The organism is Kangiella sp., from assembly GCF_014762745.1.
Classification (GTDB): Bacteria; Pseudomonadota; Gammaproteobacteria; order Enterobacterales; family Kangiellaceae; genus Kangiella.
Window position 1 is genome coordinate 1 of record NZ_JABURJ010000090.1, and the last position, 23,840, is coordinate 23,840.

At 45.1% G+C, this 23,840-nt stretch carries 25 protein-coding genes; 5 read left to right on the forward strand and 20 right to left on the reverse strand.

Going from position 1 to position 23,840, the window contains the following annotated elements; genetic code table 11:
• Window positions 1-8: 8 nt before the first annotated feature.
• The 3 genes from HUJ19_RS06260 (at window position 9) to HUJ19_RS06270 (ending at window position 2,525) form a co-directional block, all read left to right on the forward strand.
• On the forward strand, window positions 9-1,319 hold the full coding sequence (locus HUJ19_RS06260; protein WP_367273978.1) for a dicarboxylate/amino acid:cation symporter: 1,311 nt from the start codon (window positions 9-11) through the stop codon (window positions 1,317-1,319).
• 107 nt (window positions 1,320-1,426) lie between these two features.
• Window positions 1,427-1,978 carry a hypothetical protein gene (locus HUJ19_RS06265; protein WP_290622858.1) on the forward strand — a complete coding sequence of 184 codons (552 nt, stop codon included), beginning with the start codon at window positions 1,427-1,429 and terminating at the stop codon, window positions 1,976-1,978.
• 76 nt (window positions 1,979-2,054) lie between these two features.
• Window positions 2,055-2,525 (forward strand): hypothetical protein, encoded by a 471-nt coding sequence (locus HUJ19_RS06270; protein ID WP_290622859.1) that lies wholly within the window; start codon window positions 2,055-2,057, stop codon window positions 2,523-2,525.
• Window positions 2,526-2,543: 18 nt separating this feature from the next.
• On the opposite strand, the gene HUJ19_RS06275 is transcribed toward HUJ19_RS06270, so the two are convergent.
• The 15 genes from HUJ19_RS06275 to HUJ19_RS06345 form a co-directional block, all read right to left on the reverse strand.
• Entirely contained in the window at window positions 2,544-4,430 is a 1,887-nt protein-coding gene (locus tag HUJ19_RS06275; RefSeq protein WP_290622860.1) for a S9 family peptidase, read from the reverse strand.
• Window positions 4,431-4,432: 2 nt separating this feature from the next.
• Window positions 4,433-5,095 (reverse strand): thiopurine S-methyltransferase, encoded by a 663-nt coding sequence (gene tmpT, locus HUJ19_RS06280; protein WP_290622861.1) that lies wholly within the window; start codon window positions 5,093-5,095, stop codon window positions 4,433-4,435.
• 14 nt (window positions 5,096-5,109) lie between these two features.
• Complete coding sequence (gene sohB / locus HUJ19_RS06285) at window positions 5,110-6,261, reverse strand: protease SohB (protein ID WP_290622862.1); 1,152 nt, start codon at window positions 6,259-6,261, stop codon at window positions 5,110-5,112.
• A gap of 202 nt (window positions 6,262-6,463) precedes the next feature.
• Complete coding sequence (locus HUJ19_RS06290) at window positions 6,464-8,608, reverse strand: hypothetical protein (protein ID WP_290622863.1); 2,145 nt, start codon at window positions 8,606-8,608, stop codon at window positions 6,464-6,466.
• A gap of 118 nt (window positions 8,609-8,726) precedes the next feature.
• Window positions 8,727-9,449 carry a fatty acid metabolism transcriptional regulator FadR gene (fadR, locus tag HUJ19_RS06295; protein ID WP_290622864.1) on the reverse strand — a complete coding sequence of 241 codons (723 nt, stop codon included), beginning with the start codon at window positions 9,447-9,449 and terminating at the stop codon, window positions 8,727-8,729.
• Window positions 9,450-9,648: 199 nt separating this feature from the next.
• Window positions 9,649-11,340, reverse strand: a complete 1,692-nt coding sequence (locus HUJ19_RS06300) for a Na(+)/H(+) antiporter subunit D (protein ID WP_290622865.1) — start codon at window positions 11,338-11,340, stop codon at window positions 9,649-9,651.
• A complete protein-coding gene (locus HUJ19_RS06305; RefSeq protein WP_290622866.1) occupies window positions 11,330-11,671 on the reverse strand; it encodes a hypothetical protein in 342 nt (113 codons plus the stop codon). Before HUJ19_RS06305 ends, HUJ19_RS06300 begins: the two co-directional genes overlap by 11 nt.
• A complete protein-coding gene (locus HUJ19_RS06310) occupies window positions 11,664-13,154 on the reverse strand; it encodes a monovalent cation/H+ antiporter subunit D family protein (protein WP_290622867.1) in 1,491 nt (496 codons plus the stop codon). The genes HUJ19_RS06305 and HUJ19_RS06310 overlap by 8 nt, the downstream gene beginning before the upstream one ends.
• The gene (locus HUJ19_RS06315) at window positions 13,151-14,629 is read right to left on the reverse strand and encodes a monovalent cation/H+ antiporter subunit D family protein (protein WP_290622868.1); all 1,479 of its coding nucleotides are present in this window, start codon (window positions 14,627-14,629) and stop codon (window positions 13,151-13,153) included. The genes HUJ19_RS06310 and HUJ19_RS06315 overlap by 4 nt, the downstream gene beginning before the upstream one ends.
• Complete coding sequence (locus tag HUJ19_RS06320) at window positions 14,626-14,994, reverse strand: cation:proton antiporter subunit C (RefSeq protein WP_290622869.1); 369 nt, start codon at window positions 14,992-14,994, stop codon at window positions 14,626-14,628. The genes HUJ19_RS06315 and HUJ19_RS06320 overlap by 4 nt, the downstream gene beginning before the upstream one ends.
• Window positions 14,991-15,956 carry a DUF4040 domain-containing protein gene (locus HUJ19_RS06325; protein WP_290622887.1) on the reverse strand — a complete coding sequence of 322 codons (966 nt, stop codon included), beginning with the start codon at window positions 15,954-15,956 and terminating at the stop codon, window positions 14,991-14,993. Before HUJ19_RS06325 ends, HUJ19_RS06320 begins: the two co-directional genes overlap by 4 nt.
• Window positions 15,957-15,998: 42 nt before the next feature.
• Entirely contained in the window at window positions 15,999-16,376 is a 378-nt protein-coding gene (gene mnhG / locus HUJ19_RS06330) for a monovalent cation/H(+) antiporter subunit G (RefSeq protein ID WP_290622870.1), read from the reverse strand.
• Complete coding sequence (locus tag HUJ19_RS06335; RefSeq protein ID WP_290622871.1) at window positions 16,376-16,651, reverse strand: monovalent cation/H+ antiporter complex subunit F; 276 nt, start codon at window positions 16,649-16,651, stop codon at window positions 16,376-16,378. Before HUJ19_RS06335 ends, mnhG begins: the two co-directional genes overlap by 1 nt.
• The gene (locus tag HUJ19_RS06340; protein ID WP_290622872.1) at window positions 16,651-17,136 is read right to left on the reverse strand and encodes a Na+/H+ antiporter subunit E; all 486 of its coding nucleotides are present in this window, start codon (window positions 17,134-17,136) and stop codon (window positions 16,651-16,653) included. The genes HUJ19_RS06335 and HUJ19_RS06340 overlap by 1 nt, the downstream gene beginning before the upstream one ends.
• Window positions 17,137-17,426: 290 nt before the next feature.
• A complete protein-coding gene (locus HUJ19_RS06345) occupies window positions 17,427-18,821 on the reverse strand; it encodes a M28 family peptidase (protein ID WP_290622873.1) in 1,395 nt (464 codons plus the stop codon).
• Between the two features lie 124 nt (window positions 18,822-18,945).
• Between HUJ19_RS06345 and HUJ19_RS06350 the strand changes: the two genes are divergently transcribed.
• Both HUJ19_RS06350 and HUJ19_RS06355 read left to right on the forward strand, forming a co-directional pair.
• Entirely contained in the window at window positions 18,946-19,431 is a 486-nt protein-coding gene (locus HUJ19_RS06350; RefSeq protein ID WP_290622874.1) for a glutathione peroxidase, read from the forward strand.
• The gene (locus HUJ19_RS06355) at window positions 19,424-20,254 is read left to right on the forward strand and encodes an NAD(P)-dependent oxidoreductase (RefSeq protein WP_290622875.1); all 831 of its coding nucleotides are present in this window, start codon (window positions 19,424-19,426) and stop codon (window positions 20,252-20,254) included. Before HUJ19_RS06350 ends, HUJ19_RS06355 begins: the two co-directional genes overlap by 8 nt.
• 83 nt (window positions 20,255-20,337) lie before the next feature.
• On the opposite strand, the gene HUJ19_RS06360 is transcribed toward HUJ19_RS06355, so the two are convergent.
• The 5 genes from HUJ19_RS06360 to era all read right to left on the reverse strand — a co-directional run bounded on the left by HUJ19_RS06360 (window position 20,338) and on the right by era (window position 23,840).
• Window positions 20,338-20,847, reverse strand: a complete 510-nt coding sequence (locus HUJ19_RS06360; protein ID WP_290622876.1) for a porin family protein — start codon at window positions 20,845-20,847, stop codon at window positions 20,338-20,340.
• Window positions 20,848-20,966: 119 nt separating this feature from the next.
• Window positions 20,967-21,350, reverse strand: a complete 384-nt coding sequence (acpS, locus tag HUJ19_RS06365) for a holo-ACP synthase (RefSeq protein WP_290622877.1) — start codon at window positions 21,348-21,350, stop codon at window positions 20,967-20,969.
• Between the two features lie 9 nt (window positions 21,351-21,359).
• Entirely contained in the window at window positions 21,360-22,109 is a 750-nt protein-coding gene (gene pdxJ / locus HUJ19_RS06370) for a pyridoxine 5'-phosphate synthase (RefSeq protein ID WP_290622878.1), read from the reverse strand.
• 112 nt (window positions 22,110-22,221) lie between these two features.
• Window positions 22,222-22,941, reverse strand: coding sequence for a DNA repair protein RecO (gene recO, locus HUJ19_RS06375; protein WP_290622879.1), 720 nt, complete (start codon window positions 22,939-22,941; stop codon window positions 22,222-22,224).
• On the reverse strand, window positions 22,941-23,840 hold the full coding sequence (gene era, locus HUJ19_RS06380) for a GTPase Era (RefSeq protein ID WP_290622880.1): 900 nt from the start codon (window positions 23,838-23,840) through the stop codon (window positions 22,941-22,943). Before era ends, recO begins: the two co-directional genes overlap by 1 nt.

The following is a 23,840-nucleotide window of genomic DNA, read 5'->3' on the forward strand; positions in this document are numbered from 1 at the left end:
CTAATAATATGAATCTCAGTTTAAAAATTCTGATCTATATGGTCGCAGGCGCTATTGTTGGCGTACTGTTCCTACAATTTGGCGACTATCAATGCGCAAAGGGTATTTCTAAAGAAGCTTGTTCAGCGATTCAAGACGACAGCTGGGCCTATACTTATTTCGTTAATGGCATTTTTGAAGTTGGCGGTAGCTGGTTCATCAATGCCTTAAAAATGTTAATGGTACCTCTAGTACTGGTATCTTTGGTGTGTGGTGTCAGCTCTCTTGCAGATCCATCTAAACTGGGAAAATTGAGCTTAAAGTCGATAGGTCTTTATCTATTAACTACAGCCATAGCCCTCACAGGTGCTTTGACCCTTGCCTCAATATTTAAGCCCGGCGTTGGTATGCCAGTTGGCGATGCCACCTTTGATGCCAGCGACAAACCTCCACTAACCAAAGTTTTGATCGATATAATTCCAACCAATCCATTTGAAGCGATGGTTGCTGCGAATATGCTTCAAATCATTGTTTTTGCGATTTTGATTGGTCTTGCCATTACCATGTCCGGTGAAAAAGGCAAGCGAATTGGTAACTGGTTCAGCGATGTTAATAAGGTAGTGATGGAGCTGGTCAATATCATTATGCGCTTTGCACCTTATGGGGTCTTCTTCCTGATTGCTAAAACCTTTGCCACATTCCCATTCTCGGATTTAGCAGGCTCTTTAGGTTACTACTTCTTATTGGTGATAGGCGCGCTTATTCTCCATGCTCTTGTAACCTATGGTGCATTAATCGCATTACTGGCTCGTCTCAACCCAGTAAATTTCTTCAAAGGAATGTGGCCTGCAATGCTCACTGCATTTGGTACTTCAAGCAGTAATGCAACATTGCCAGTTACCATGCGTTGTGCAGAAAAGAACCTTGGTGTACACCGCAATACCTATTCCTTTACCTTGCCTCTTGGTGCAACAATCAATATGGATGGCACTGCAATCATGCAGGGTATCGCAACACTATTTATTGCTCAGGCCTATAGCGTTGATTTGAGCATGGCGCAGTTATTGACAGTTGTTCTTACAGCAACTCTTGCCTCAATCGGCACTGCCGGTGTTCCTAGTGTTGGCTTGATTCTATTGGCAGGCGTACTGACGCAGGTTAACCTGCCGGTCGAAGCAATTGGTATGATTCTAGGTATTGATCGACTGCTGGATATGACCCGTACCGCAGTGAATATTACCGGTGATGCAGCGGTTAGTGTAATTGTTGCCAAAAGTGAAAATGAACTGGATAAAGATGTCTATGATCACGAAAAAGTTCATACCGAGTTTGATGATTAATTGACGGTTCATTGATAATTAACCAACAATATTTATAATTCAGAGGTGGCTTATGCCACCTCTTTTTTTATCAGGATATATTACTAGCATCACCACAAGGAATTATAATGATGAAATCATTTACCTCTATAATCCAAACTCTAGTTTTACTTATTCTTTTGCAAGGCTGTTCCAGCATGCCATTATCCACCATGCTTAAGATGTCCAGTTTTGATGAAACAGACTTTGTTAATCTTAAGGCTGAGGATATTAGAGTTAAGGTACGAAATAACACCCAGGAAAATGTTCTCAGGAATAATGTCTTACGTTATCAATATAGAGGTCCAGAAGGTGCAATTGATGAAAGCTTCTCAATGGAATTGATAAATGAAAATGTTGAAACCATAGAACATTGGTTTACGGATAACAGTGTTCAGCATAGCGGCTGGTATAAATTGGATTCCGAAGGAATTAAACTTTTTAAGGAGCTACAAAAAGATCCCTTATTAGCAATGAGAAAAAAGGAAGGTGACTTCACATTTTCTGTAACATTTAAATTATCTAAGAATGCACCCGAACGATTTATGATGAGCATCGATCTACTTTTGAACCCTGAAGACGGATACTTTACATTATTCGATCAGCACGAGCTTGACCTTAAAGAAGCACAAAATGATTAAGGCTATGGGCACTATCTTAGTTGCTTTTTTTCTCCTACAGGCATGTTCAAACATACCTATATCAACCATGATTAAGATGTCGAGCTTCGATGAAGATGATTTTATTCAACTTAATCCTGAAGAGCTTCGAGTCAGAGTTCGTAGCAATACCGAAACGAACGTTATAGCCTCCAACCAACTCACTTATAGCTATAAAGACACTGAAACTTACATTGACCGATACTTGTCTCTTGAGAAGCTTGAAGAAGAAAAGGTCAGAACTGTCAAACACTGGCTCAAGGATGACACTGTGGAGCATATTAGTTGGTATAAGCTGGATGAAGAAGGAGTGGAGCAATTCAGGGCGTTGCAACAACACCCTGTCTTACAGGATAAAGATCGGGAGGGGACTTTTGAGTTATCCGTGCAAACCGTCTACACCGAAGACTCGCCGATGCAATTTCTTTTAAGCGCTGACCTGCTACTTGATCCTGAAGATGGCTACTTTACACTATTCTACGATCTTGAAATTGATCAAACCCCTTCAAATCCTCAAGATAGTCAGTAATCACTTTGCAATTAAATATCAAAGCAAATACTTCTGATAGAACTCAAGCTCTGCGGTAAATGCTTTAATAATTGTTTCCGGTTTCCGGAAGCCATGCCCTTCCCCTTCAAAGGTGATGTATTCATAAGGCAGCCCCTTTTCCTTGAGTGCCTCAACCATAGCTTCAGCCTGATTGGGCGGAACCACCTTATCTTCGAGTCCCTGCAATATCAAAATCGGACATGAAAGCAATTCTGTATGGTTCACTGGTGAGCGCTCATGATAGAGATCTGCACGCTCAGGATAAGGTCCTACGACAGAGTCCAGATAACGAATTTCAAACTTATGACTGTCCTGTGATAACGAAACCAGCTCAGCAACGCCGTAGCGACTCATCCCAGCCTTAAAGACATCATGGAAGGTTAGCGCACATAAAGTTGTGTAACCGCCCGCAGAACCGCCTCTGATGGCCATTCTGGTACCGTCAACCAAGCCTTCTTGCGCAAGGTATTGCCCCATGGCAATGCAGTCGTCCACATCGAGGATGCCCCACTGACCTTTTAGACTATCGCGATAGGCACGACCATAACCTGTGCTTCCTCGATAATTAACATCCGCAACTGCAAAGCCACGACTGGTCCAATACTGGATTGTCAGGTTTAAGCCATTATCCGTCATGCCCGTTGGCCCACCGTGGCTCAGGACAATTAATGGCGGCTTTTCATCTATTGGCCCTTCAAACTCTGGGTTCTTGGGCGGGTAAAAGTAACCATAGGCTTTTTGATTGCCTGAGGTTGGAAATTCAATATGCTGGGGTACAGAAATATAATCCTCCAGCTGATCTTTATCACTTTCCGTTAATTGACGAGTTTGTTTGCTTTTCAGATTAACCTGATAAACAGCTTCACCAGTCTTCGGATTGGCTGCCATGAAATACAGCTCACTCTTGTCGGTTACCATCTGCCCATTAAAGGCTGTCCAGTTGTTGCTAAATAGTTCGACAGCGCCTGTTTCAAGACTGATGTGATAAAGCGCCTGTTGCCCCTGCCTGGTGCCGATGGCAACCAGATTCTTATCATCCAGCCATTGGACAGTTCGACAACCAAAAACCCACTGTGGTAGGCCAAACTCGATTTCGAGCGAGTCATGAACCGGCTGATCTGCACCTAAACGATGGATATGCCACCAGCCGTCAGGATCAGCCACATAAAATAGCTGGTTATCTGCTGACCAGAAAGGGTGATATACCGAAACCTGATCACCTCCCGCTACTTTACGCGGATTAGAAATGTCGCCTGACTCAGAAATATCAGCCAGCCAGAGCTCAGTCTCATCCCAGGGCATATTTGGATGATTCCAACAAACCCAGCATAGCTGCTTTCCATCTGGGCTAATGCGCGGATTTGAATAAAAATCATAACCCTGTGCAATCATTTTCTTGGTAAATGGGGCTGACAGTGAGATCACTATCAATTCATTGATAACCTCATCGGCCTCATGTCGCTCATGCACACAAACGGTGTACGCCATATTCGGAGCAACCTCACCATCGCAATAGCGCAAGCTACGCTTAACAGGTGGCTCAGGCGTAATGATTTCGACACTGTTAGTATTTAGGTTTTGCAGACAAAGCTGCTGATTCTTATCACCAGCAAAGAGTAAATACTCACCTCTCCCCCAGAAATCACCACCTGCATACTCATGAACACGAGTACGCACGTTATAACCTTCTGGAGTGATGTCCTCACGCTGACCATCTCTGACGCGCACAATGACACCACGCCCCTGCTCATGTGGCCGTGACTCTAGCCAGTAAATGGCATCTTCGATGAATTGCATCTGACCGTAGCGAGTTGATTTACTGGCCAGCATTTCGGGAGAAATTGGCGACTGCCAAAGACCATAAGGAGTAGTTTGTTTATTCATAATTAAAACGTAATTTTGTATAAGACTTCATCAAGACGACTAAGCTGTAGCTCTTTCCAGCGCGGATGACTCTCCAGCAGGCTGCAACGACACAATTCCTCAACTTGTCCTTCAGGAAACTGCTGCTTGATTTCTTCAAGAGTAATATGAAACGGAGGGCCTGACATTTCGCCAGGATCATAATCCATAGTAACTAGCAGTATGGTTGCATTTTCATCGAGAAGTGACTTCAGGTGCCTGGCGTAGTCTTGACGCATTGACTCTGGAAGGGCTATGAAAGCTGCACGGTCATAGACCTGATTGAACTTACCGACATGCTCACAGGTGATATCAAAGAAATCCGCCAGCCACACCGCCATTGAGTCATTCTGGTAGCAAATCAGTTGATTACCACTTTCTGCTAGCAGCTCTTTCGACGTAAATTGTAACTTATTCTCATCAATAAATTTATGAACGGCCTTGGGATTAAACTCAACTCCCACAGGATAGAACCCTTTCTCTGCGAGAAAGAGCAAATCCAGTGATTTACCGGATAAGGGAACAAAGACTTTATGCTCAGTTGAAAACAGCTCTTGAACGTATTTCACAAGAAAAGTGTGCGCCTCAGCCAAATGAAAAGGCTGAGACTCTCGATTCCAGCAATTATCCCAGAACTCAAAATCCATAATGTACCGATGACTTACTTAAAGATATTGGTCTGTGAAGAGCGCTGAATCCAGCGCAGAACAAACTTGTCCATTGCCTGATAGAGGTTGACCGACAAGCGCTCAGTTAATGGCTTACGAATTTCGTACTTAATCGAATACACATCTTTAGAGTTGAGGGCATCCAGAATAACGTCATCGCTAGTCAAAATCTTATCGACCAGACCTAGCTCAAGTGCCTGCCGCCCATACCAATGCTCACCGGTAGCGACTTTATCTAAGTCAAGATTAGGTCGATTCTCATGGATAAACGTTTTGAAGAGCTGATGCGTTTCCTCAAGTTCCTGCTTAAACTTCTCACGAGCAACTGTCGTATTCTGTCCAAACATGGTCAAGGTACGCTTATATTGACCTGCGGTATGCTGCTCATAATCAATATTGGCTTTTTGCAGTAAACGGTTAAAATTCGGAATTTCCGCCACCACCCCGATCGAACCTAACACTGCAAAAGGTGCTGACACCAATTCATCTGCTACACAGGCCATCATGTAACCACCACTGGCGGCCACTTCATCGACCGAAATCGTTAATTTAAGCCCGGCATCACGGATTCGTTTTAACTGAGAAGCTGCTAACCCATAGCTATGAACCAGACCACCCGGGCTTTCAAGCCTTACCAGCACTTGGTCGTCTTTGTTGGCTGTGGCCAAGATGGCTGTCACCTCTTCACGCAATGACTCGACACCAGAAGCATGGATATCACCTTCAAAATCGATAACATACATTCGTTTTGGACTTTCAGTCGCGTTATCAAGAACCTCTGAATCCGTTTGGCTGCTTGCCAGCTGGGTGGCTTCATTGCTCTCTGGTGCCTCACCAGCGGCTGATTTGTCCGATGATTTTTTGGCTTGTTTTAGCTTTTGTTTTGCTTCCTTTTCCTGCTGCTTCTCACGTTCTTTTTCTTCTTTAATGAGCTGCTTATATTCCGCATTGGTCAATATTTCATTTTTAATGGACTGACTATTATCTTTAATAGACTCGCCAATATTCACCACCTTAATATCACCTTTGCTGGACGAGCGCTGTTTCTGGCCAGCGCTAATCAGCAAGCTGATGATTAGGATGATCACCACTGCAATGGTGGCTGTTTTTAATAAAAATAAACCGTATTCGCTTAAAAATTCCAAGGCATTCTCCGAATGTCAGTGTGTAACACTTTGATGTTGCTCAGTTTTGAGTAAACTAAGCACAAAATAGCTGGATATTTTAACACCGACTTACTCAAAGGCATAACAGATAACGACTGATAGCCTTTTAACCTATCAATTTTATTTTGGACATAAAAAAAGCCCTCATGAGAGGGCTTTTAAAGGTTTTGCAATAGAGCGCTTATGGCTCAACCAAGCTTGGATCATTTACCACAACCTGTGTACCACCTGATGCAATGAAGTTAGCAATAGCAGTTTGCATAGAAACTGTTACCGCTGCATCAGCTGAAGGACTTAATGGTGAAGCATGATCACCTGAAACATACTTCAAGAAAGCTCTATCCGTAGCGGTTGTTTCAGTCAGGGTTGGTAAAGCATAAAGTGCTGCATGAGGTACGCTACCTGCTAACGGTGCATTTGCAACAGTATTGGGAACAACCTGATCATTTCTCACTTGTAAGGCCAGTGTAGGAATATCAGATGAAGTAGCCAGTGTGGCATAGTTTACAGGGTCACCTGAGTCTACTGCAGTTTGCGCTGCAAATAAGAATGGCGTAAGCACCTCAGGTACAAAGTTAGGGTCGTCCACTGGAACACCCGCTGCTGCTGCTAGGCCAGCTCTAATACGAGGCCCAAATGTTGGTGAGCCGTTTGCCAACTGAGCTAAGCTGCCACCTGTGGTTGCCAGCACACCTTGCTGGGCAAAATCAGATAGTGACATGTAACTTGAACCAACCAATCCACCCCAAGAATGGCCCATGAAGCTTACCTTGGTCGCATCAAAGTCAGGATTAGTGTCGCCATCGACATCCATCGCTGGAATTGCTTTTTCAAGAGCTAGCAGGTCAAGAGCTGCCTGTCTTAAGTTATCGCGCGTTACTAGAAGGTTAGTTAGGTTTATAGTGTGTGCACCAGAAGGGTCTGGTAAACCATCTGGACCTGGAGCTGAAGTAGCATTGTCTATGTAATCAACACCAAATGTACGTTCACGTACGTCACCTGCCGAGTAACCTTCGAAGATACCTATGGCCCCGCCACTAGCGAGCTGTAGCCCTTGGTGAACTTGATTATCTGCAGCAATGCCGTGTAAAGGTAAGTCCATAGAAATAACCGCGGTACAGGTATTGGCCATGGTATCGGCAATGCCTAGCATTGCAGTGCGGTTACTGGTGATGCCATGCTGGAAAATCATGACTGGGTATGGCTTCGGGCAGTTGATGTTTTTAGGTAGCGATACCAATAAAGGAACCGTTTCATCACCTGTCTTTTGAGGTAGCTTATTAGCATAAGTAATGAAGCCGCCAGCCAAAGGATTAGGCACCATACCGCCTTGACCGTCAGGGACCATATCTGCGCCTACCCAGAAATTATCAAGTACAGCTGTGGGGTTACCCGCTGTTGGTGCTGTTAACAAATAAGGAAGAGTCACTTCGCCCTTATACAAGTTGGCTGCACCAATACCAGTAAACGGTGTCGTGTCAGTAAATAAACTTGAGAAGCTTGATGCTGGCGGCGCACCTAATGAAAATGGGTAATCAATATAAAACTGCTTTGCCGCAATTGTTGCATCCGAAATAGACTGCACAGTAAATTGATAGGTTAGGACCACATCATCTCTATCAATACCTGCACTCGTAGATGCCGCAAGCATAGCTTGAGTTAGTTGACGAAGAGGCTCCAATCCAGCTGTAGCACTACCAGGATCAATCGGGTCTGGAGACTTAACTATCGCGAATTGGGCATCAGGAATGACCGGGTTGCCGTTTGCATCGCTAATTCCATTAGTTACAACGACCATATAGCTAGCTTGAGCTTCAAGAGGTCTTAATGGGATAACTCCAACGGAAGTTGCACTAGCTTGAACTGCAACAAAATCCACTCCAGCTGTTAACTCTGTTTCTACGCCGGTAACAGGGCCGGTAGGAGCAGGAATACCTGTTCCTGGAATTGCTTCGGGACGGTCAACGGATACTTTAAAAATACGTACCGTTTGACCTGGTGCAACAGTGGAACCATCGATAGCACCACGGAACTCAATACTAAAAGGTGCATGAGTCGACCAACCGTCTAAACCACTCAGAGCATTTTGTGGGTCAGACATATCGGTTGGGTCAGCGGTAGGAATATTAAGAGTTAAATCAGCTGTTCCGCTAAAAAGGACATCATTAGGCACTGGTATTTCACCATTACCCGGCGCAAATACAGGCGCGACGAGTTTGGTACTACCATCACCTACGCCTGGAATTTTCGGTTCTTCTGGACCGTCAGTACAAGCCGTCAAAATCATGCTGCTTAACAGCGCGACTCCGTAAAAAGCTTTTTTCATCTCTTAACTCCCATTCGGTATAAACGACTTAAAAGCCGTTATTCGTTTTGTTTATATGCAGAATTACCCCAATCCTACTCTTTAACAGTGGTTTTATGCAAGTGGACTTACCAGTATTTTATGCACCTAACTCACTAAAACTTTTTAGCTCGGATTTGGCCTTGTTCCAGAGCTCACCGCTTTCATGGCCGTAATCCCAAAGGATTTTAACTACTTGATCAGCATCACCCTTGCCAATAGCGACTTCTAAATCTTTGTAGTATTGATAAGCAAGCTTGCGCGTCTGCTCCCAACCGAAATAAAAGCGGCCAAGCTTATAATATATCGCTTCGAAACCATTAAGCATCAAGGTATAGATTGGATTTCCCGAAGCTCGGGTAGCGGTATGATGGAAATGCCAGTCAAAGTTGATATAGCCATCTGCATCGTTACTGACATCATCAAGCTCTTTCAAGACCTCCAATAATCTTTCAGGATTATTCTTAACTGCCTGACGCAAGAAAATGCTGGCGATAGAAGTTCTGGCCTGTAACAGGTCATCCGCCAGCTTCATGGAGCCTTCGTCATCTAAGGTGATTAAGGTATCTAAAACATTAAGAGTGGCGGACTGCCAGATATCATTTACTTTAGTTGGCTTACCGTGTTGAATGGTTAGCCAGCCATCACGCGCCAGACGCTGTAGTACTTCTCTTAATGTGGTGCGGGTTACCCCGATAATTTCCGCCAACTCACGCTCAGCTGGCAAAATGGTTCCTGCGGCAAATTTGCCGTTCCAAATTGATTCAACGATATATTGTTCTGCAAATGCAGCTGGCGTTAGCGCCTTAGCTGTTGAAACCATCAGCTATCCCCGTAATTTAAGAATTCTTTGTAACTGGTAAGAGGTCGATTGTCACAGACTTTTTAGCATATAGTCAAAGTGTTTTCCATACAAAAGCTAATAAAAGCCCCTGTAAAGAATTAGGTTTAATGTTATCAAGGCTGGAAAACAAAACAGCACCCATGAATTCTCATAGGCGCTGTATTGAAGTTGTAGCTTGCTACCAGAAACTCAAAATCAGGTAAGTAGCCAGCAAGATAGTCACCCAGATGACCATGCTGCCAGAAAGCTGGGTGCGCGACAGAATACCATCCGGAGCATGGCGGGATATTAACCCTAGAGCACCATTGAGACGGTTCATGAACCAGCTTCTGAAAGCTGCATCCAGGCGCCATAAACCATTAAACAATGGCTTCAGAGTCGCCGGGAATAGGCGACGATAGAGCCAGTCCACATCCAGATTAACCGATGGCAGCTCTGGTGGATACATATTGCGCAAATTCAACCAGATAAACGCCAATGCCGAGAAGAAGAGTAGCTGCAACTGGGTTAGCACGTGAGTCGCGTCATAAGGGTTATAGCCCGTATCAAACGGCAACAACTGATATAGCGCATTCGGATAGGCACCAATAGCAATACACAGGACTGCTGAAATGGTCATCGCCATCAACATATTCTTCGGTGGCTCTGTGGTTCGAATTCCTGAGTCATGGGCGAAGAAGGCGAAATATGGAATCTTGATACCGGCATGGTGGAATACGCCTGCTGCTGAGAACAGTAATAATAGCCAAGCCCAGCCATATCCGTTTTCAATGGCCGCCGACATCACCATCGACTTACTCACGAAGCCACTAAACAATGGGAAGGCTGAAATCGAGGCTGCACCGACCATACAAAGTATGGCGGTCTTTGGCATACTTTTGTATAACCCCCCTAGCCGCGAGCCGTCTATTTTGCCGGTCATGTGCAACACAGCGCCCATCGACATGAAAAGCAGCCCCTTAAACAGAATATCATTAAAGGCATGCGATACAGCGCCATTTACGGCCAATGCGCTACCAATTCCGATCCCCACAACCATGAAGCCAATCTGGTTGATCATGCTGTAGGAAAGTACCCGGCGCAGATCGTTCTCGATAACTGCAAAGAAAATTGGGAAGCAGGCCATGGTCACGCCAATATAAACCAGTAGCTCAGTGCCCGGATAAGCACGAGCCAGAGCATAGACTGCAACCTTAGTGGTAAAGGCACTCAAGAACACCGTACCGGTCGGGGTTGCCTCTGGATAGGCATCGGTTAACCAATTATGCAGCATTGGGAAGGCACACTTGATGCCAAAGGCAATGAAGATCAACCAGCCAGCGGTTCCTTCAAGGCCAATCAGACTGAAACTGATGCTTTGCTTGTGGTAGGCGTAGAAAATAATGCCAACCAGTAAAATCACGCCTGACAGCACCTGAATAATCAGGTAACGCATGCCAGCAACATAGGCTCGCTCAGTGCCTCTGGCCCAGATCAGGAACACTGATGTAATAGCCAGCAATTCCCAAAAGACAAACAAGGTAATCAAGTCACCCGCAAATACGGCACCTATCGCGCTGCCGGCATAAAGCAGTCCACTGATTTGTTGCAATGTATCTTTAACGTGAATCGAAAACAGAATCGCCAGAAAAGCAGCAATATGAAAAATGTAGCCGAATAACAGGCTCAATTTATCAACACGATAGACTTCCAGTGAAAACCCGACCAGCTCAAAACCTAAACTGGTACCCACTGGCACAGTAAGTAAATGGATACCGCTGATAACGGGTGTAATTAGCAGGATCGCCTGTCTTAATTTGCCCGTTGTTAGCAGCGCAATCAGCGCACCGATGAAGAAAGGAGCAAAGGCTGGCATTTCATTAATCCACATGCTTGCCTCCTGCCTGCTCTTCTGCTTTCTGCTCAGTAGCTTGTTCGGAAATCTGCTGTTGCTTTAATTCTATTCGATCGTAGTAATCTTCATCGCGCATCAGGAATGTCCGCATCCACTTAGCAATTAAAACCAACACCACACAACCCACGAACCCATAAATCGCATAGAAGCCAAACAACGATTCCCACGAATGATAGATGTGGCGATGAATCACAAAATCCAACAACACCAATAGAATACAGCATGCATAAACGATGTATAAAAGGCGCTTAATGTTTTTCGGGTTATCAAATAAATACTGCTTCTCAGTATTATTTTGCTTAGCCATTAACACCTCCGGACAAACCTGCTAACGAAGCAGCAAGTTCATAAAAAATATGGGGCCAGAAAAAGAATACTATTGTCATCAAGGCTGTGATTGACAGAGCTATTAATGAAGGCAATGGCGCTTCTTTGATGGAAGTTCTTTCAACTTTGACCACCTGCCCATTTCCTGGGAAGAAAGCTCGCATAGGGATTGGTAGCAGATAGGCAATATTCAGAAGTGAACTTAACATTAATACTGACATCACAATCCATTGATGGGTATCTAAAGTTCCCATCAATAAATACCACTTACTCCAGACACCTGCTGCAGGCGGCAAACCAATAATGCTCAAGCTACCAATAAAGAAGGCAATCATGGTGATCGGCATGGCTTTACCGAGGCCACGCATGTCGCTGATCTCTGTTTTATGAGCCGCTACCATAATGGCACCGGCGCAGAAGAATAAGGTGATCTTGCCGAATGCATGGGCAACAATATGCAAAGCGCCACCGAGAATACCGGCCTGCGAAGCAAGCAAGGCACCAATCGTAATATAACCCAGCTGGCTTACCGTTGAGTAAGCCAATCGTTTCTTGAGATTATCCTGACGCATGGCCACTAATGACGCCAACAGCACTGAAGCGGCTGCTAGATATAGTAGCCACTGGGTAGCAGGAATATCGCGTAGCAAATCAATGCCAAAAATATAAACACAGACTTTTAATACAGTGAAGACACCCGCTTTGACCACTGCAACAGCATGAAGCAGAGCGCTCACCGGAGTGGGCGCAACCATGGCTGCCGGTAGCCAACGATGGAACGGCATAATGGCCGCCTTACCGATACCGAAGATAAAGAGCACCAGCAATACACTGGCTGCGACTTTAGAGGTGCTGTCGTCGAATACACCACCTTGGGTAAAGGTTAATGTGCCCGCCTGCCACCAGGTTCCTACAACAGCCAGTAACAGAAAGCCAATCGAAGTCGCCAGCAATATGGATAAATAGGTGCGGCCGCCCTGCTTTGCCTTGTCTGTTCCTGCATGAGTTACCAGCGGGTAAGTAGACAATGTCAGGACTTCATAAAATACGAATAGCGTAAACAGGTTATCGGCAAAAGCCAGCCCCATAACCGCTGAAATTGCCACAGCAAAGCAGGCATAAAAGCGTGTTTGATTGACTTCACCATGGCCACGCATATAGCCAATGGCATATATGGATGTCACCACCCACAAGGAACCCGCAACCAGTGAGAAAAGAACCCCTAGCGGTTCAGCTCTGAAAGCGATATCCAGGCTAGGCAATAACTCAAGCCAATGTACATAAGCAGCCTGTCCCGCATCAAAACCCTGATAAAAAACGATAACAGCAATCAGCAGTAAAGTTCCAGCGGTTAAGGTCACTGCCTCACGCAAATTGGGCCATTTGCCAAATGCAATAATTCCTGGAATTGCCAGTAGTGGCAAAATGATGATGAGTTGCATCAATAAATTCTGCTCAATCATTTAGCCACCCCGAATAAGCTACCTGAAATTTGCTCAGACAGACCAACCGTAAAGCTGGTGTCGATACCAAAGTAAATATTTGCCAGCACCAGAATCCAGGTTGGTATCAGTATCATTAACGGTGCTTCCTTATAGGGAGCACTGTCCTGCATGGCTGGGCGGAAATACGCCACTTCAACTAGACGCCAGACATAAATCACAGCCAACAGAGAGCCGAGCAGAACCAGAATGGCAATCGGCCACCAGTTAGACTCAAGCAGCGCCAGTACCAGGTACCACTTACTGACAAAGCCAACGGTTAGCGGAACACCGATTAAACTCAAGCCACCCACAACAATTGCCGCCATAGTCCACGGCATTTGTTTGCCCAGGCCAGCAAAAGCTTTGAGATTGACACTACCGACTCGATAAACCACTCCAGCCAGTGCCAGGAAAATGGCGCCTTTCATTAAGGCATGGTTGAAAAGATGAAGCAGAGTTGCCACCAGACCCGTTTTAGATCCGATGCCCAACCCTAAAATCATGTAGCCAATTTGCGCAACACTGGAATAAGCAAAGAGACGCTTAACGTTATTCTGGTAAATAGCCACGATTGAAGCAGCGAAAATTCCCATTAGCCCAAGCGCTACGAGTATTTCCTGTAATGGTAGATGCGAGAATGAAAACTCAAAGCCATAAACGCTGAAAATAAACCTTAGCAGCACATAGATGGCAACTTTTGTTGCTGTGGCAGCCAGAAAAACAGTAGCGATGGATGGTGCATAAGCGTAGGCATTTGGTAACCATAAGTGAAGTGGGAACAGTGCCAGTTTCAAGCAGACACCGACCATGAAAAAGGCAAATGCTGTGAACACCGTTTTTGTTTGCTGCACTTCCGGTAAACGCTCAGCCAGATCATACATATTGAGTGTACCGGTCATTATATACATCATACCGATACCGATAAGAATAAAGGTTGCACCTATGGTTCCCATGATCAGATATTGATAGGACGCCCACAGTGCACGGCGATCACGTCCCATTGCAATCATGGTATAAGAAGCCAGCGAGGAGATCTCCAGAAATACGAAGACGTTAAATGCATCTCCTGTAGTCAATATCCCCAACAAACCCGCCAGACACAGCAGGTAGGCAACATAAAAATAGGTTTCTTTTCGCTCAGTTAATTCTTTATGCAGGCTAGTTCCTGCAGCCAATAAGGCAACAGAGCTGATCGAAGTGACCAGAATCAAAAGATAGGCATTAAGCTGATCGATCCGGTATTCAATACCAATCGGTGCTTCCCAGCCGCCCAATGAATATATCAAAGTGCCATGGGCCTGGACCTGTTGCAATAAAAGCACACTGATAACAAAGGCAAGCACACTGGCAATTAAAGTAAACCATCGTACCAGTTGGGCTTCACGTAAAATTAAACAGATAGGAGCTGCAAGTAACGGGACAATCACTTGCAGTATGGGTAGATGATCAATCACTCTTGAGAACCCTCTTGCTGCAAGTCTTTTTCTTGAATGACATCCTCTTCGACGGAGCCATAGGCTTCTTTAATCCGCACCGCCAAGGCAAGGCCTAGCGCAGTAGTGGCAACACCGACCACAATCGCAGTAAGAATCAAAACATGTGGTAATGGATTGCTGTATACCTCGTAAGCTTCATTAAGAATAGGCGCGGTACCACCAATCACCTTACTCATGCTGATATACATAATAAAAACTGATGTCTGAAAGATACTCAGACCAATCAACTTCTTAATCAGATTACCGTGAGCAATGACGATATAAAAGCCGCTCATCATCAGCACAATCACAATCCAGTAGTTATATTGTTCCAGGAAATTCATGCAGTCTCTCCGTTGGCTTTACCCACACGACGAGCAAACGTCAGGAAAATCACCATCATCGCAGTTGCTACTGTAATGCCAACACCCAGCTCAATAACGATAATGCCAACATGTTGCCCGGTAATGTCGTTTTCGGCCAGAGCATTATAGTCAAGGAAGTTGCCACCATTGAGCATGGCCACAATTCCAACGCTGCCATAAATCAGCACACCCAATGCCGCTAATATTTTTACAATCGGTAATGAGATTGCTTTTTGTGTTTTTTCAACGCCAAACAGAATGGCATGCAGAATGATTGCCGCTGAAAAAATCACCCCAGCCTGGAAACCGCCACCTGGTCCATATTCACCATGGAACTGAACGTACAAGGCAAACAACATAATTGGCGGAATGAGAATTTTACCGACGATACGCAAGATCTTGTGTTGGTACATTGGCGCTGGAGCTAATTCATTGCTGGCTTCACCAGACTTCATTTCCAACAATGCCAACACACCAATCACGGCAGCAAAAACCACCACCACTTCACCAAAGGTATCAAAGCCACGATAACTGGCCAGCACAGAAGTTACGATATTCGGGATGTCAATTTCATCAGCGGACTGCTGAATGTAATGTGGAGCAACGTGTGTTTGCACCGGTGCATTGGCATCGCCAAAAGCAGGCATATCAAAAGTACCATAGACCAGCATGATGCCAGTGCCAATAACCACAAATAATGCAATGCGCGGATGATGTAATGCGCGGTTTTCAAAGCGCCCCGCCATCGCCAACACAGTCAGCATCAATATGGTGGAAATCCCCGCACCGACCGCAGCTTCAGTAAAAGCAACATCGACAGCATCCATCAGCACAAAGAAGCTTGCTGATAACAGGCTATAAACACCCATCAGCATCACTGACGCAAACAGATCCTTGGTGAAAGCCAGGGACAGAGCAGTTAGCGTTAACAGTGCTAACAGGATGACATTAATGGTAATCTCGATGACTAGCTCCTTAATGACTTACAATTGATTATTGACTGATTCAGAACGAGGCTTGCCAAACTTTTCAGGAATCTCATCGCTGACTTCCGGCTTACCTAACTTGGGTCGCAAACCACCATGCAAAGCAGCTTTTGCCAACGCATGACTGGCTGTCGGACTGGTCAATAAAATAAACAGGAAAATTAAAGCCAGCTTAACCAGCACAGTGGCTTGCCAACCGGTTTGTAGCATAAGACCAATAAGAATTAACGAGCTACCCAATGTATCGGTCACACCGGCAGCGTGCATACGACTAAAGAAATCGGGGAATCTGTGGATACCGACCGCTCCAGAAAAACACATGAAGCCGCCAAGAATTAGTAGCGCCCAGCTAACCACATCAAGAAAAATCGCCATTACGCCTCCTCCTTCGAATCGTCAACTGTACGTTTGTATTCAAAAAAGCGAAGCACACCAATTACCGTAATAAAATTAATCAGTGCATATACTAAAGCAATATCAAGGAATTCGGGACGTCCCATCAAGTATCCCAGGACAGCAATGAATAATACGGTTTTGGTACCGAACAAATTCACCGCCAGAATTCTGTCATACAGAGTCGGCCCCATAAAGGCACGTAAAATCGCTAGCATCATGGCAACCATGAGTGCAATTGCAGCAGCTAAAAACATTAGTCCTCCAGTCGCTTAACTCTTCGATCCATTTCTCCGCCTTGCAGATATTGAATCGAATCATAGCTCAGTGCATAGACCGTCATCACATCATCTTCAATATCGAGCGTGACGGTGCCCGGGGTTAGCGTGACCGAGTTTCCATAAATGGTTTTTCCCATATCGGTTTGCTGGCTCATCTTGAGCTGCATAACGACCGGACTGATCGACTTTGGACCTAACCAGATCCGTTTTATAACTTGAATATTGGACTGAACGATTTCTTTAAGTAGCCACATCCAGAAAGCAAAAATTCTGCGACCAAGCTGTAGAGGTTGAGACTCTTCATCAACGATCTCTAAACGATGGGCAACAAACACAACGAATAGCACTGACACAGCTCCGAAGGACAACAGCATGGCATTATAAAAACCAGAGTTGCCGATCCAGATCAATGACAGCACAACAATTAAACTTATAGTGTAGCGAGAACTCTTTATCGTCATTAACAATCCACTTAATAGAGCTTGCACGAAGTTTTAAACCAAAGCTCTTGCCGAACCAATGTCGACTCAAGTCATAAAATCCAATCGATTGTAGCAACCCCCAAAAACCCGCGCAAGCTAAGCTCATGCGAGGTATTAGCTAAAATTATCGTTCAATAAACTACATAAATAAGTAGTAAGAAAAGTCGGTTTTTTTACACTTTTTAACAAATTGGATAAAAAACAATCAGCTTAAAAAACAAAAGACGCGCCAGCTGGCGCGTCTTTACGAATGCACAATTGCTCAAGGATTATTCAAGCCCGAAACCAAAATCACCTTCCATCTGTGCAACAATGTAAGCAAATACAACGTAAGCCGCTGTATTCTGATCGAGCGCTTCTTTATCAACCTTGTCGAAAGTGTCATCCGGAGTGTGGTGATAATCGAAATAGTCAGTACCATCCTGACGCAAAGAGAACACCGAGATACCATAGCCACGCAATGGGATCAGATCAGGGCCGCCGCCAGCACGGTTATTGCCATAAGAAATACCTAACGGCTCCATGACCTTTGCCATCTTCTCTACCACTGGAATTGCTTCCTGTTTAACACGTGAATCAAGGCGCCAGATTTTACCTGCACCAAAGTCAGACTCAGCTGCGGTAATAATTCTGTTCAACTCATCTTTATGTGCTTCAGCGTAGAACTTGCCGCCAACCAGCCCCTGCTCTTCATTGGCAAACATGATAACGCGAATCGAACGTTTTGGACGTTCAGGCAGGCGAGCAATCAACTCTGCTGCTGCAACAGTGATACCAATACCGGCACCATCATCTAAAGCACCTGTTCCCAAATCCCAGGAGTCCAAATGAGCAGCAAGGATGACATACTCATCAGGTTTTTCTGAGCCACGAATTTCACCAATCACATTATGAGACGTGTAGTCTGGGCCATCTTCTGCATCGACATCGAGTTTCACAGTAATGGGCTTCCCCCGACGAACCATATTCTCCAGCAGATCCGCATCTGGCGCAGACAATGCCACTGCAGGAATTCGCTTAACGCCCTCCTCATAACGCATCATGCCGGTATGAGCCATACGATGGCTGTCAGTACCTATCGAGCGGATCATAATCGCAACCGCGCCCTTCCTGGCAGCTTCAACCGCACCTTGGCCACGCGCCGACACCGCAGGACCATAACCGGAACCATCTCGAGCACGCTTCATGCGGTTCTTGATGAAAACGATTTTTCCCTCGGCTGCGCCTTCCGGAGCATTCACCAAATCTTCAAGGGTATCAAACTCCACAATTTCCGCAGTCAGGCCACCTTCTGGCGTGCCGACACTGAAACCCAGTGCCGTGATTACTAGCGGTTGCGGATAGGGAGCGATAACTTCAGCTTTCTCAGTACCGCGCTTCCAGGTCGGAAAAGTCACCGGTTCTGTCCATACTTTGTCGAAACCGAGCTCCTCAAGTTTCGCAACGCCCCACTTGACCGCTGCGGCATCGCCTGGTGTCCCCGCCATACGTGGGCCGACTTCAGTAGTTAATGACTCAACTACCTCGTAACCAATGGAACTTTTCAGAGCTTCATCGCGCAATTCAGCCGCAATTTTCAAATGCTTATCATCGATAGAAGGCACCTGTGCAAATGCAGATGCGCCAACTAACAAGCAAGCCGACAAACCAATTAATGCTTTCATCTTGTTACCTATGCGTCGTGTTAACGGTTTCGATTGACAGAGCAGACCAGTCATAGCTAGAGTGTTTTAAAAGAGTCTTTAGAGCGCCAAGGCTCAACAAAACTCAGCCAATCGAGGACAAAAGATGAATACCATATACGAATACTCTGCTGTTTTGAATAATGGGCAAGAGGTTTCATTGGAAGAGTACAAAGGAAAAGTGTTACTGATTGTAAATACCGCCAGTGCCTGCGGTTTTACGCCACAGTACGAGGGCTTACAAAAGCTCTATCAAGAACACAAAGAACAGGGCTTTGAAGTTCTCGCCTTTCCCTGCAATCAGTTTAACAATCAGGAAAAAGGCAGCGACGAAGAGATTAAAGACTTCTGCGATCTTAATTTTAATATAAGCTTTCCATTGTTTAAAAAAGTTGATGTCAACGGTGACCATGCTCATCCACTTTTTAACTATCTTAAAACCGAAGCACCGGGCTTGTTAGGAAGCAAAGCCATTAAGTGGAATTTTACTAAGTTCCTGGTCGGCAAGGACGGTAAAGTCATCACCCGATTTGCCACCGCAACCAAACCCGAAGCATTAGAAAAACCTATCAAGGAAGCACTCAATGCCTAGCCTGAAAGATAAAGTCATTATCATTACCGGTGCCAGTCGCGGTATTGGCCGCGCCATGGCCATTCGCTTTGCTCAAGAAGGCGCAACTATCGTCATTGCAGCCAAGTCGGATAAGCCACACCCCAAGCTGCCTGGCACCATCCATACAGTTGCTAAAGAAGTTGAAGAAGCAGGTGGCAAAGCTATTCCAGTGCAGCTGGATGTGCGCAAGGAACTGGCCATTAAGAGGCTATGCGATCAGATTGGTAAGCAGTTTGGACGTATCGACGCGGTCGTTAACAATGCCGGCGCGATTAGCTTAACTAATGTTGAAGACACCTCTCCCAAACGCTATGACCTGATGCAGCAAGTCAATTCACGAGCTGTTTATTGCTTTGCTCATTATGCACTACCCTACTTAAAAAAGTCAGGCAATCCACACATTTTAAGCCTGTCACCACCTGTTAATTTAGACGTGAAGTGGCTAAAAGATTATAGCCCTTACAGTTTATCTAAATACGGCATGAGTATTTTGAGCCGCGGTATAGCCGAAGAATTTAAGCCTTACGGCATTGCCGTCAATACCCTCTGGCCAGAAACCTATATCGCCACCGCAGCCATAGAATTTGCGGTCGGCAATAAAGAAACGCTTAATTATGCGCGTAAGCCAGAGATCATGGCAGATGCGGCTCACGTAGTGCTCACCCATCCAAGTAAGAATTACACGGGGCTTTGGCTGATTGACGAGCAGGTATTAAAAGCCGCCAAAGTGACCGACTTCAGTCAGTATGCCTATAACCCTGAGTTTGAAGAGCAAATACAGAAAGACTTGTTCTTAGATTAAAAAAATTTTGGAGCAAAAGAATCAGGCACAAAAAAGCGAGCACGAAGCTCGCTTTTTTAATTTTCAAAGAGTAGAAATAAAGTTTAGAACTTAAATTTAAAGCCTACTCCGATACCATCAATTTCACCACCATCTTTGTCAAGATAGCGCATATACTCAACGGTAAAGTCAACATCATTAGTAATGGCCATGTCTGCACCTACTCCATAAGAGAAGTCAGACTCAGAATCACTGCCGCCACCTGATACACTAACTTTAGTGTTTGTATAACCAGCAATTGCATAAGGGTAGAAGCCGTCAGTAACTGGAGCACCAAATCTTACATAGGCGCCGTAGTAATTATCAACTTCGATATCTGCACCAAACACTGTGTCGTCCTGAACACCAACACCTAGACGTAATTCACCGGAAAAGTTTTCATTGAAGTAAGTACCGACTTTACCGTCTAAGGTCATCACATCTGCGTCGTAAAAACCGCCATCTATGCTATGCTGGCTTAAGCCGAAACCTACGTAGTTACCTTCTTTAGCTTCTACAGCAGTCGCTAAACTTAATGATGCAATAATTGCACCGGCTATCATTGTTTTTTTCATCACAAATTTCCTTCTGTTATTTGTTAATAAAGGTTCTTTCAGGCGCTAGTAAAGCACTCTGAAACTGAACACAATCTGAATTGTATGGCTGATGTTTGAATAATTGCAATGATGTGCTATCAAGGATGTGACTCAGCAATGGCAAAAGCTATAGCATGCTTCTTTTCATCAGAAATGGATAGATGAATTTTTGTAATCTTATTTTGTTGTGACCAGGCAAGAGCCTTACCTTCAAGAGTAACTTGCGGCTTGCCAATCTCATCATTGCTGATAACCAGCTGCACAAAGTCGATTCCTTGCCGCATACCTGTGCCTAGCGCTTTGCTGACCGCTTCCTTTGCGGCAAAACGCTTGGCTAGATAATTGATTTTATTCTTAGTCTTCTGATAAACCGTTATTTCCGCAGGAGCAAGAATCCGTTCGGCAAACTTATCACCGTGTCGCTCCAATGACCGCTCAATGCGTTCAATATCAACAATATCTGTCCCCAACCCAAATATCATTAGCTGTCCTTATGAGTTAAAAGGCCACTGACGAGCTTCAGTCATCAGTTTTTTCATGTCGGCAACAGCTTTGTCTAAGCCACTAAACACCGCTCGGCCAATAATCGCATGACCAATATTCAGCTCGACAATTTCAGGAATAGCAGCTATTGGTTGCACATTGTGGTATTGAAGACCATGCCCTGCATTGACCTGCAAACCTTCTGAAACGGCATGCTCAACGCCATGTTTAACCTTAACCAGTTCAATTTCCTGTTGCTCTTGGCTTGTGGCATCCGCATAGGCGCCAGTATGAATTTCAATTAAAGGTGCGCCAGTTCTGGCCGCTGCGTTTATCTGTTCTTCATCAGCATCGATAAACAGCGAGACCTGAATGCCCGCTTCTGCCATACGATAACAGGCATCCTTAATTTTGCTTTCCTGGCCTTTAACATCAAGACCACCTTCTGTAGTCAGCTCTTCACGCTTTTCCGGAACCAGGCACACATAATGCGGCTTAATGCGCTCGGCAATAGATAACATTTCTGCTGTAACCGCCATTTCAAGGTTCATGCGTGTCTGTATGGTACGGGCCAGAACTTCTACATCGCGATCAGTAATATGTCGTCGATCTTCTCGCAAATGAACGGTAATGCCATCGGCACCGTTTTGTTCAGCAACAAAGGCTGCCTGCACCGGATCGGGATAGTCAGTGCCTCTAGCATTACGAACGGTTGCTATATGGTCGATATTGACGCCTAGGAGAATTGGATTTTTCATAATAGTGCCATTGAGTTAATACAATTGAAAAGTGAGCTAAGCTGAGCCAATTGTAAAGGTGGTTAAAGCTAACAACAATGAATTAAAGGTTATGACCGTTATGCTATGAAAGCTAGGACTGCATAGCAAGCGTTTGCTGCAATAGCTTACGACTATTCAGCTCTTTGCCATTTAGCAATTGATCTATGTTCAGACGACAAACTTTACGTGCCAGGGCTGGCGCACCATTAATGTGCCACTGATGATCTGCCACTGCCAAAATAATCGCTCCCTCGGCTAGCCAGCTATCCGCCGAGGTCTGTAATCGAGGAATAAAACCCTGTTCGGGCACAAACCCGTAAGTCATACCTGCTTCTATTGCATCTCCATAGATATCATGTTGCCAATCAATGGCATACCCCATAACATCCAGCAGCTCTAATTCAAACTCCCGCAGGATCAGGTTTGGCTTATCTTCAAGCTGCAAATGGTGCAGGCTGGTTTTATAGAGATGAAAAATATCAGGATGTGGATCCCATTGAATAAAAAGCCGAAGCAACAATTCGTTAAGATATAGCGCTGAGAGGCTGGCAATGCCCTGCAGACGATACGCAAAACCGTCTGGCTCAAGCTGCTTGAGTGTTTTTAACTCACCACGCCCCAGCCAGCTGACTTTAAGCGGTTGGAAAGCTTGTAGTAATGCACGGTTCGAGTTTTTGCGATTTCCGCGAACGCCTTTTGCCAGAACATTAACCCGACCATGATCTTCAGTAAATAATTCGACTATCAGGCTGGTTTCTTTAAAGGGCCTGGTATGTAAGACAAAAGCTGAAGTGAGTTCGGTATCGGCCATTAAATGTCATCGTAACCCAAAGAGCGAAGCGCCCGTTCGTCATCCGCCCACCCGTCTTTAACCTTAACCCACAACTGTAGGAAAACCTTGGTACCAAACAGCTCTTCCATATCAATACGAGCATCCTGACCAATCTGCTTTAAACGCTGGCCCTGCTTGCCAATGATAATGGCCTTCTGACCTGAGCGCTCAACCAGTATCAGACCATTGATATGTAAAATTCCTTTCTCGTCTGTTTTAAACTGTTCAATTTCAACGGTTGAAGAATAAGGTATTTCCTCGCCAAGTGAACGCATCAACTTCTCACGGATGAGTTCAGCAGCCATAAAGCGTTGGCTGCGGTCAGTCACATAATCTTCGGGGAAGAATAAATCACCTTTCGGCAACCATTTTTTTATCTGGCTAACTAGCGGCTCAAGGTTATCACCGCGCAAAGCGGAGCCTGGGAAAACAGCATCAAATTCAAAGCGCTCAGCGATTTTGGCAAGGTGCGGTAGCAATTGTTCCTTATCCTGGATTTTATCGACTTTATTAACGAAGAGGATAGTTTTGCATTTGGTCTGCTGTAACTTTTCCAGCACCAACTCATCGTCCTCGGTCCATTGAGTGCCGTCAACCACAAAGATAATGACATCCACATCAACCATCGAGCTGCTTGCAGCGCGATTCATATAGCGGTTAATCGAGCGCGCTTCTTTTTTATGAATACCGGGTGTATCCACAAACAGAATCTGCGCGTCATCATCAGTATAAATACCTAAAATTCGATGGCGTGTGGTTTGTGGTTTGCGTGAGGTGATACTCACTTTCTGCCCAAGAATATGGTTCATCAAAGTCGATTTACCCACATTCGGGCGTCCTAGAACCGCGACATAACCACAACGAAAATCTTCATGCAT

What these genes read in the sequence shown, in the direction of transcription:
- HUJ19_RS06355 (WP_290622875.1), top strand. Translation starts at nt 19,424, where the DNA reads ATGCCTAGCCTGAAAGATAAAGTCATTATCATTACCGGTGCCAGTCGC.
- pdxJ (WP_290622878.1), bottom strand. Translation starts at nt 22,109, where the DNA reads ATGAAAAATCCAATTCTCCTAGGCGTCAATATCGACCATATAGCAACC.
- recO (WP_290622879.1), bottom strand. Translation starts at nt 22,941, where the DNA reads ATGGCCGATACCGAACTCACTTCAGCTTTTGTCTTACATACCAGGCCC.
- acpS (WP_290622877.1), bottom strand. Translation starts at nt 21,350, where the DNA reads ATGATATTTGGGTTGGGGACAGATATTGTTGATATTGAACGCATTGAG.
- HUJ19_RS06350 (WP_290622874.1), top strand. Translation starts at nt 18,946, where the DNA reads ATGAATACCATATACGAATACTCTGCTGTTTTGAATAATGGGCAAGAG.
- HUJ19_RS06340 (WP_290622872.1), bottom strand. Translation starts at nt 17,136, where the DNA reads ATGACGATAAAGAGTTCTCGCTACACTATAAGTTTAATTGTTGTGCTG.
- HUJ19_RS06270 (WP_290622859.1), top strand. Translation starts at nt 2,055, where the DNA reads ATGTCGAGCTTCGATGAAGATGATTTTATTCAACTTAATCCTGAAGAG.
- HUJ19_RS06265 (WP_290622858.1), top strand. Translation starts at nt 1,427, where the DNA reads ATGATGAAATCATTTACCTCTATAATCCAAACTCTAGTTTTACTTATT.
- HUJ19_RS06260 (WP_367273978.1), top strand. Translation starts at nt 9, where the DNA reads ATGAATCTCAGTTTAAAAATTCTGATCTATATGGTCGCAGGCGCTATT.
- HUJ19_RS06320 (WP_290622869.1), bottom strand. Translation starts at nt 14,994, where the DNA reads ATGAATTTCCTGGAACAATATAACTACTGGATTGTGATTGTGCTGATG.
- HUJ19_RS06335 (WP_290622871.1), bottom strand. Translation starts at nt 16,651, where the DNA reads ATGTTTTTAGCTGCTGCAATTGCACTCATGGTTGCCATGATGCTAGCG.
- HUJ19_RS06305 (WP_290622866.1), bottom strand. Translation starts at nt 11,671, where the DNA reads ATGGCTAAGCAAAATAATACTGAGAAGCAGTATTTATTTGATAACCCG.
- tmpT (WP_290622861.1), bottom strand. Translation starts at nt 5,095, where the DNA reads ATGGATTTTGAGTTCTGGGATAATTGCTGGAATCGAGAGTCTCAGCCT.
- HUJ19_RS06300 (WP_290622865.1), bottom strand. Translation starts at nt 11,340, where the DNA reads ATGTGGATTAATGAAATGCCAGCCTTTGCTCCTTTCTTCATCGGTGCG.
- HUJ19_RS06310 (WP_290622867.1), bottom strand. Translation starts at nt 13,154, where the DNA reads ATGATTGAGCAGAATTTATTGATGCAACTCATCATCATTTTGCCACTA.
- HUJ19_RS06290 (WP_290622863.1), bottom strand. Translation starts at nt 8,608, where the DNA reads ATGAAAAAAGCTTTTTACGGAGTCGCGCTGTTAAGCAGCATGATTTTG.
- HUJ19_RS06345 (WP_290622873.1), bottom strand. Translation starts at nt 18,821, where the DNA reads ATGAAAGCATTAATTGGTTTGTCGGCTTGCTTGTTAGTTGGCGCATCT.
- era (WP_290622880.1), bottom strand. Translation starts at nt 23,840, where the DNA reads ATGCATGAAGATTTTCGTTGTGGTTATGTCGCGGTTCTAGGACGCCCG.
- HUJ19_RS06360 (WP_290622876.1), bottom strand. Translation starts at nt 20,847, where the DNA reads ATGAAAAAAACAATGATAGCCGGTGCAATTATTGCATCATTAAGTTTA.
- mnhG (WP_290622870.1), bottom strand. Translation starts at nt 16,376, where the DNA reads ATGGCGATTTTTCTTGATGTGGTTAGCTGGGCGCTACTAATTCTTGGC.
- fadR (WP_290622864.1), bottom strand. Translation starts at nt 9,449, where the DNA reads ATGGTTTCAACAGCTAAGGCGCTAACGCCAGCTGCATTTGCAGAACAA.
- HUJ19_RS06275 (WP_290622860.1), bottom strand. Translation starts at nt 4,430, where the DNA reads ATGAATAAACAAACTACTCCTTATGGTCTTTGGCAGTCGCCAATTTCT.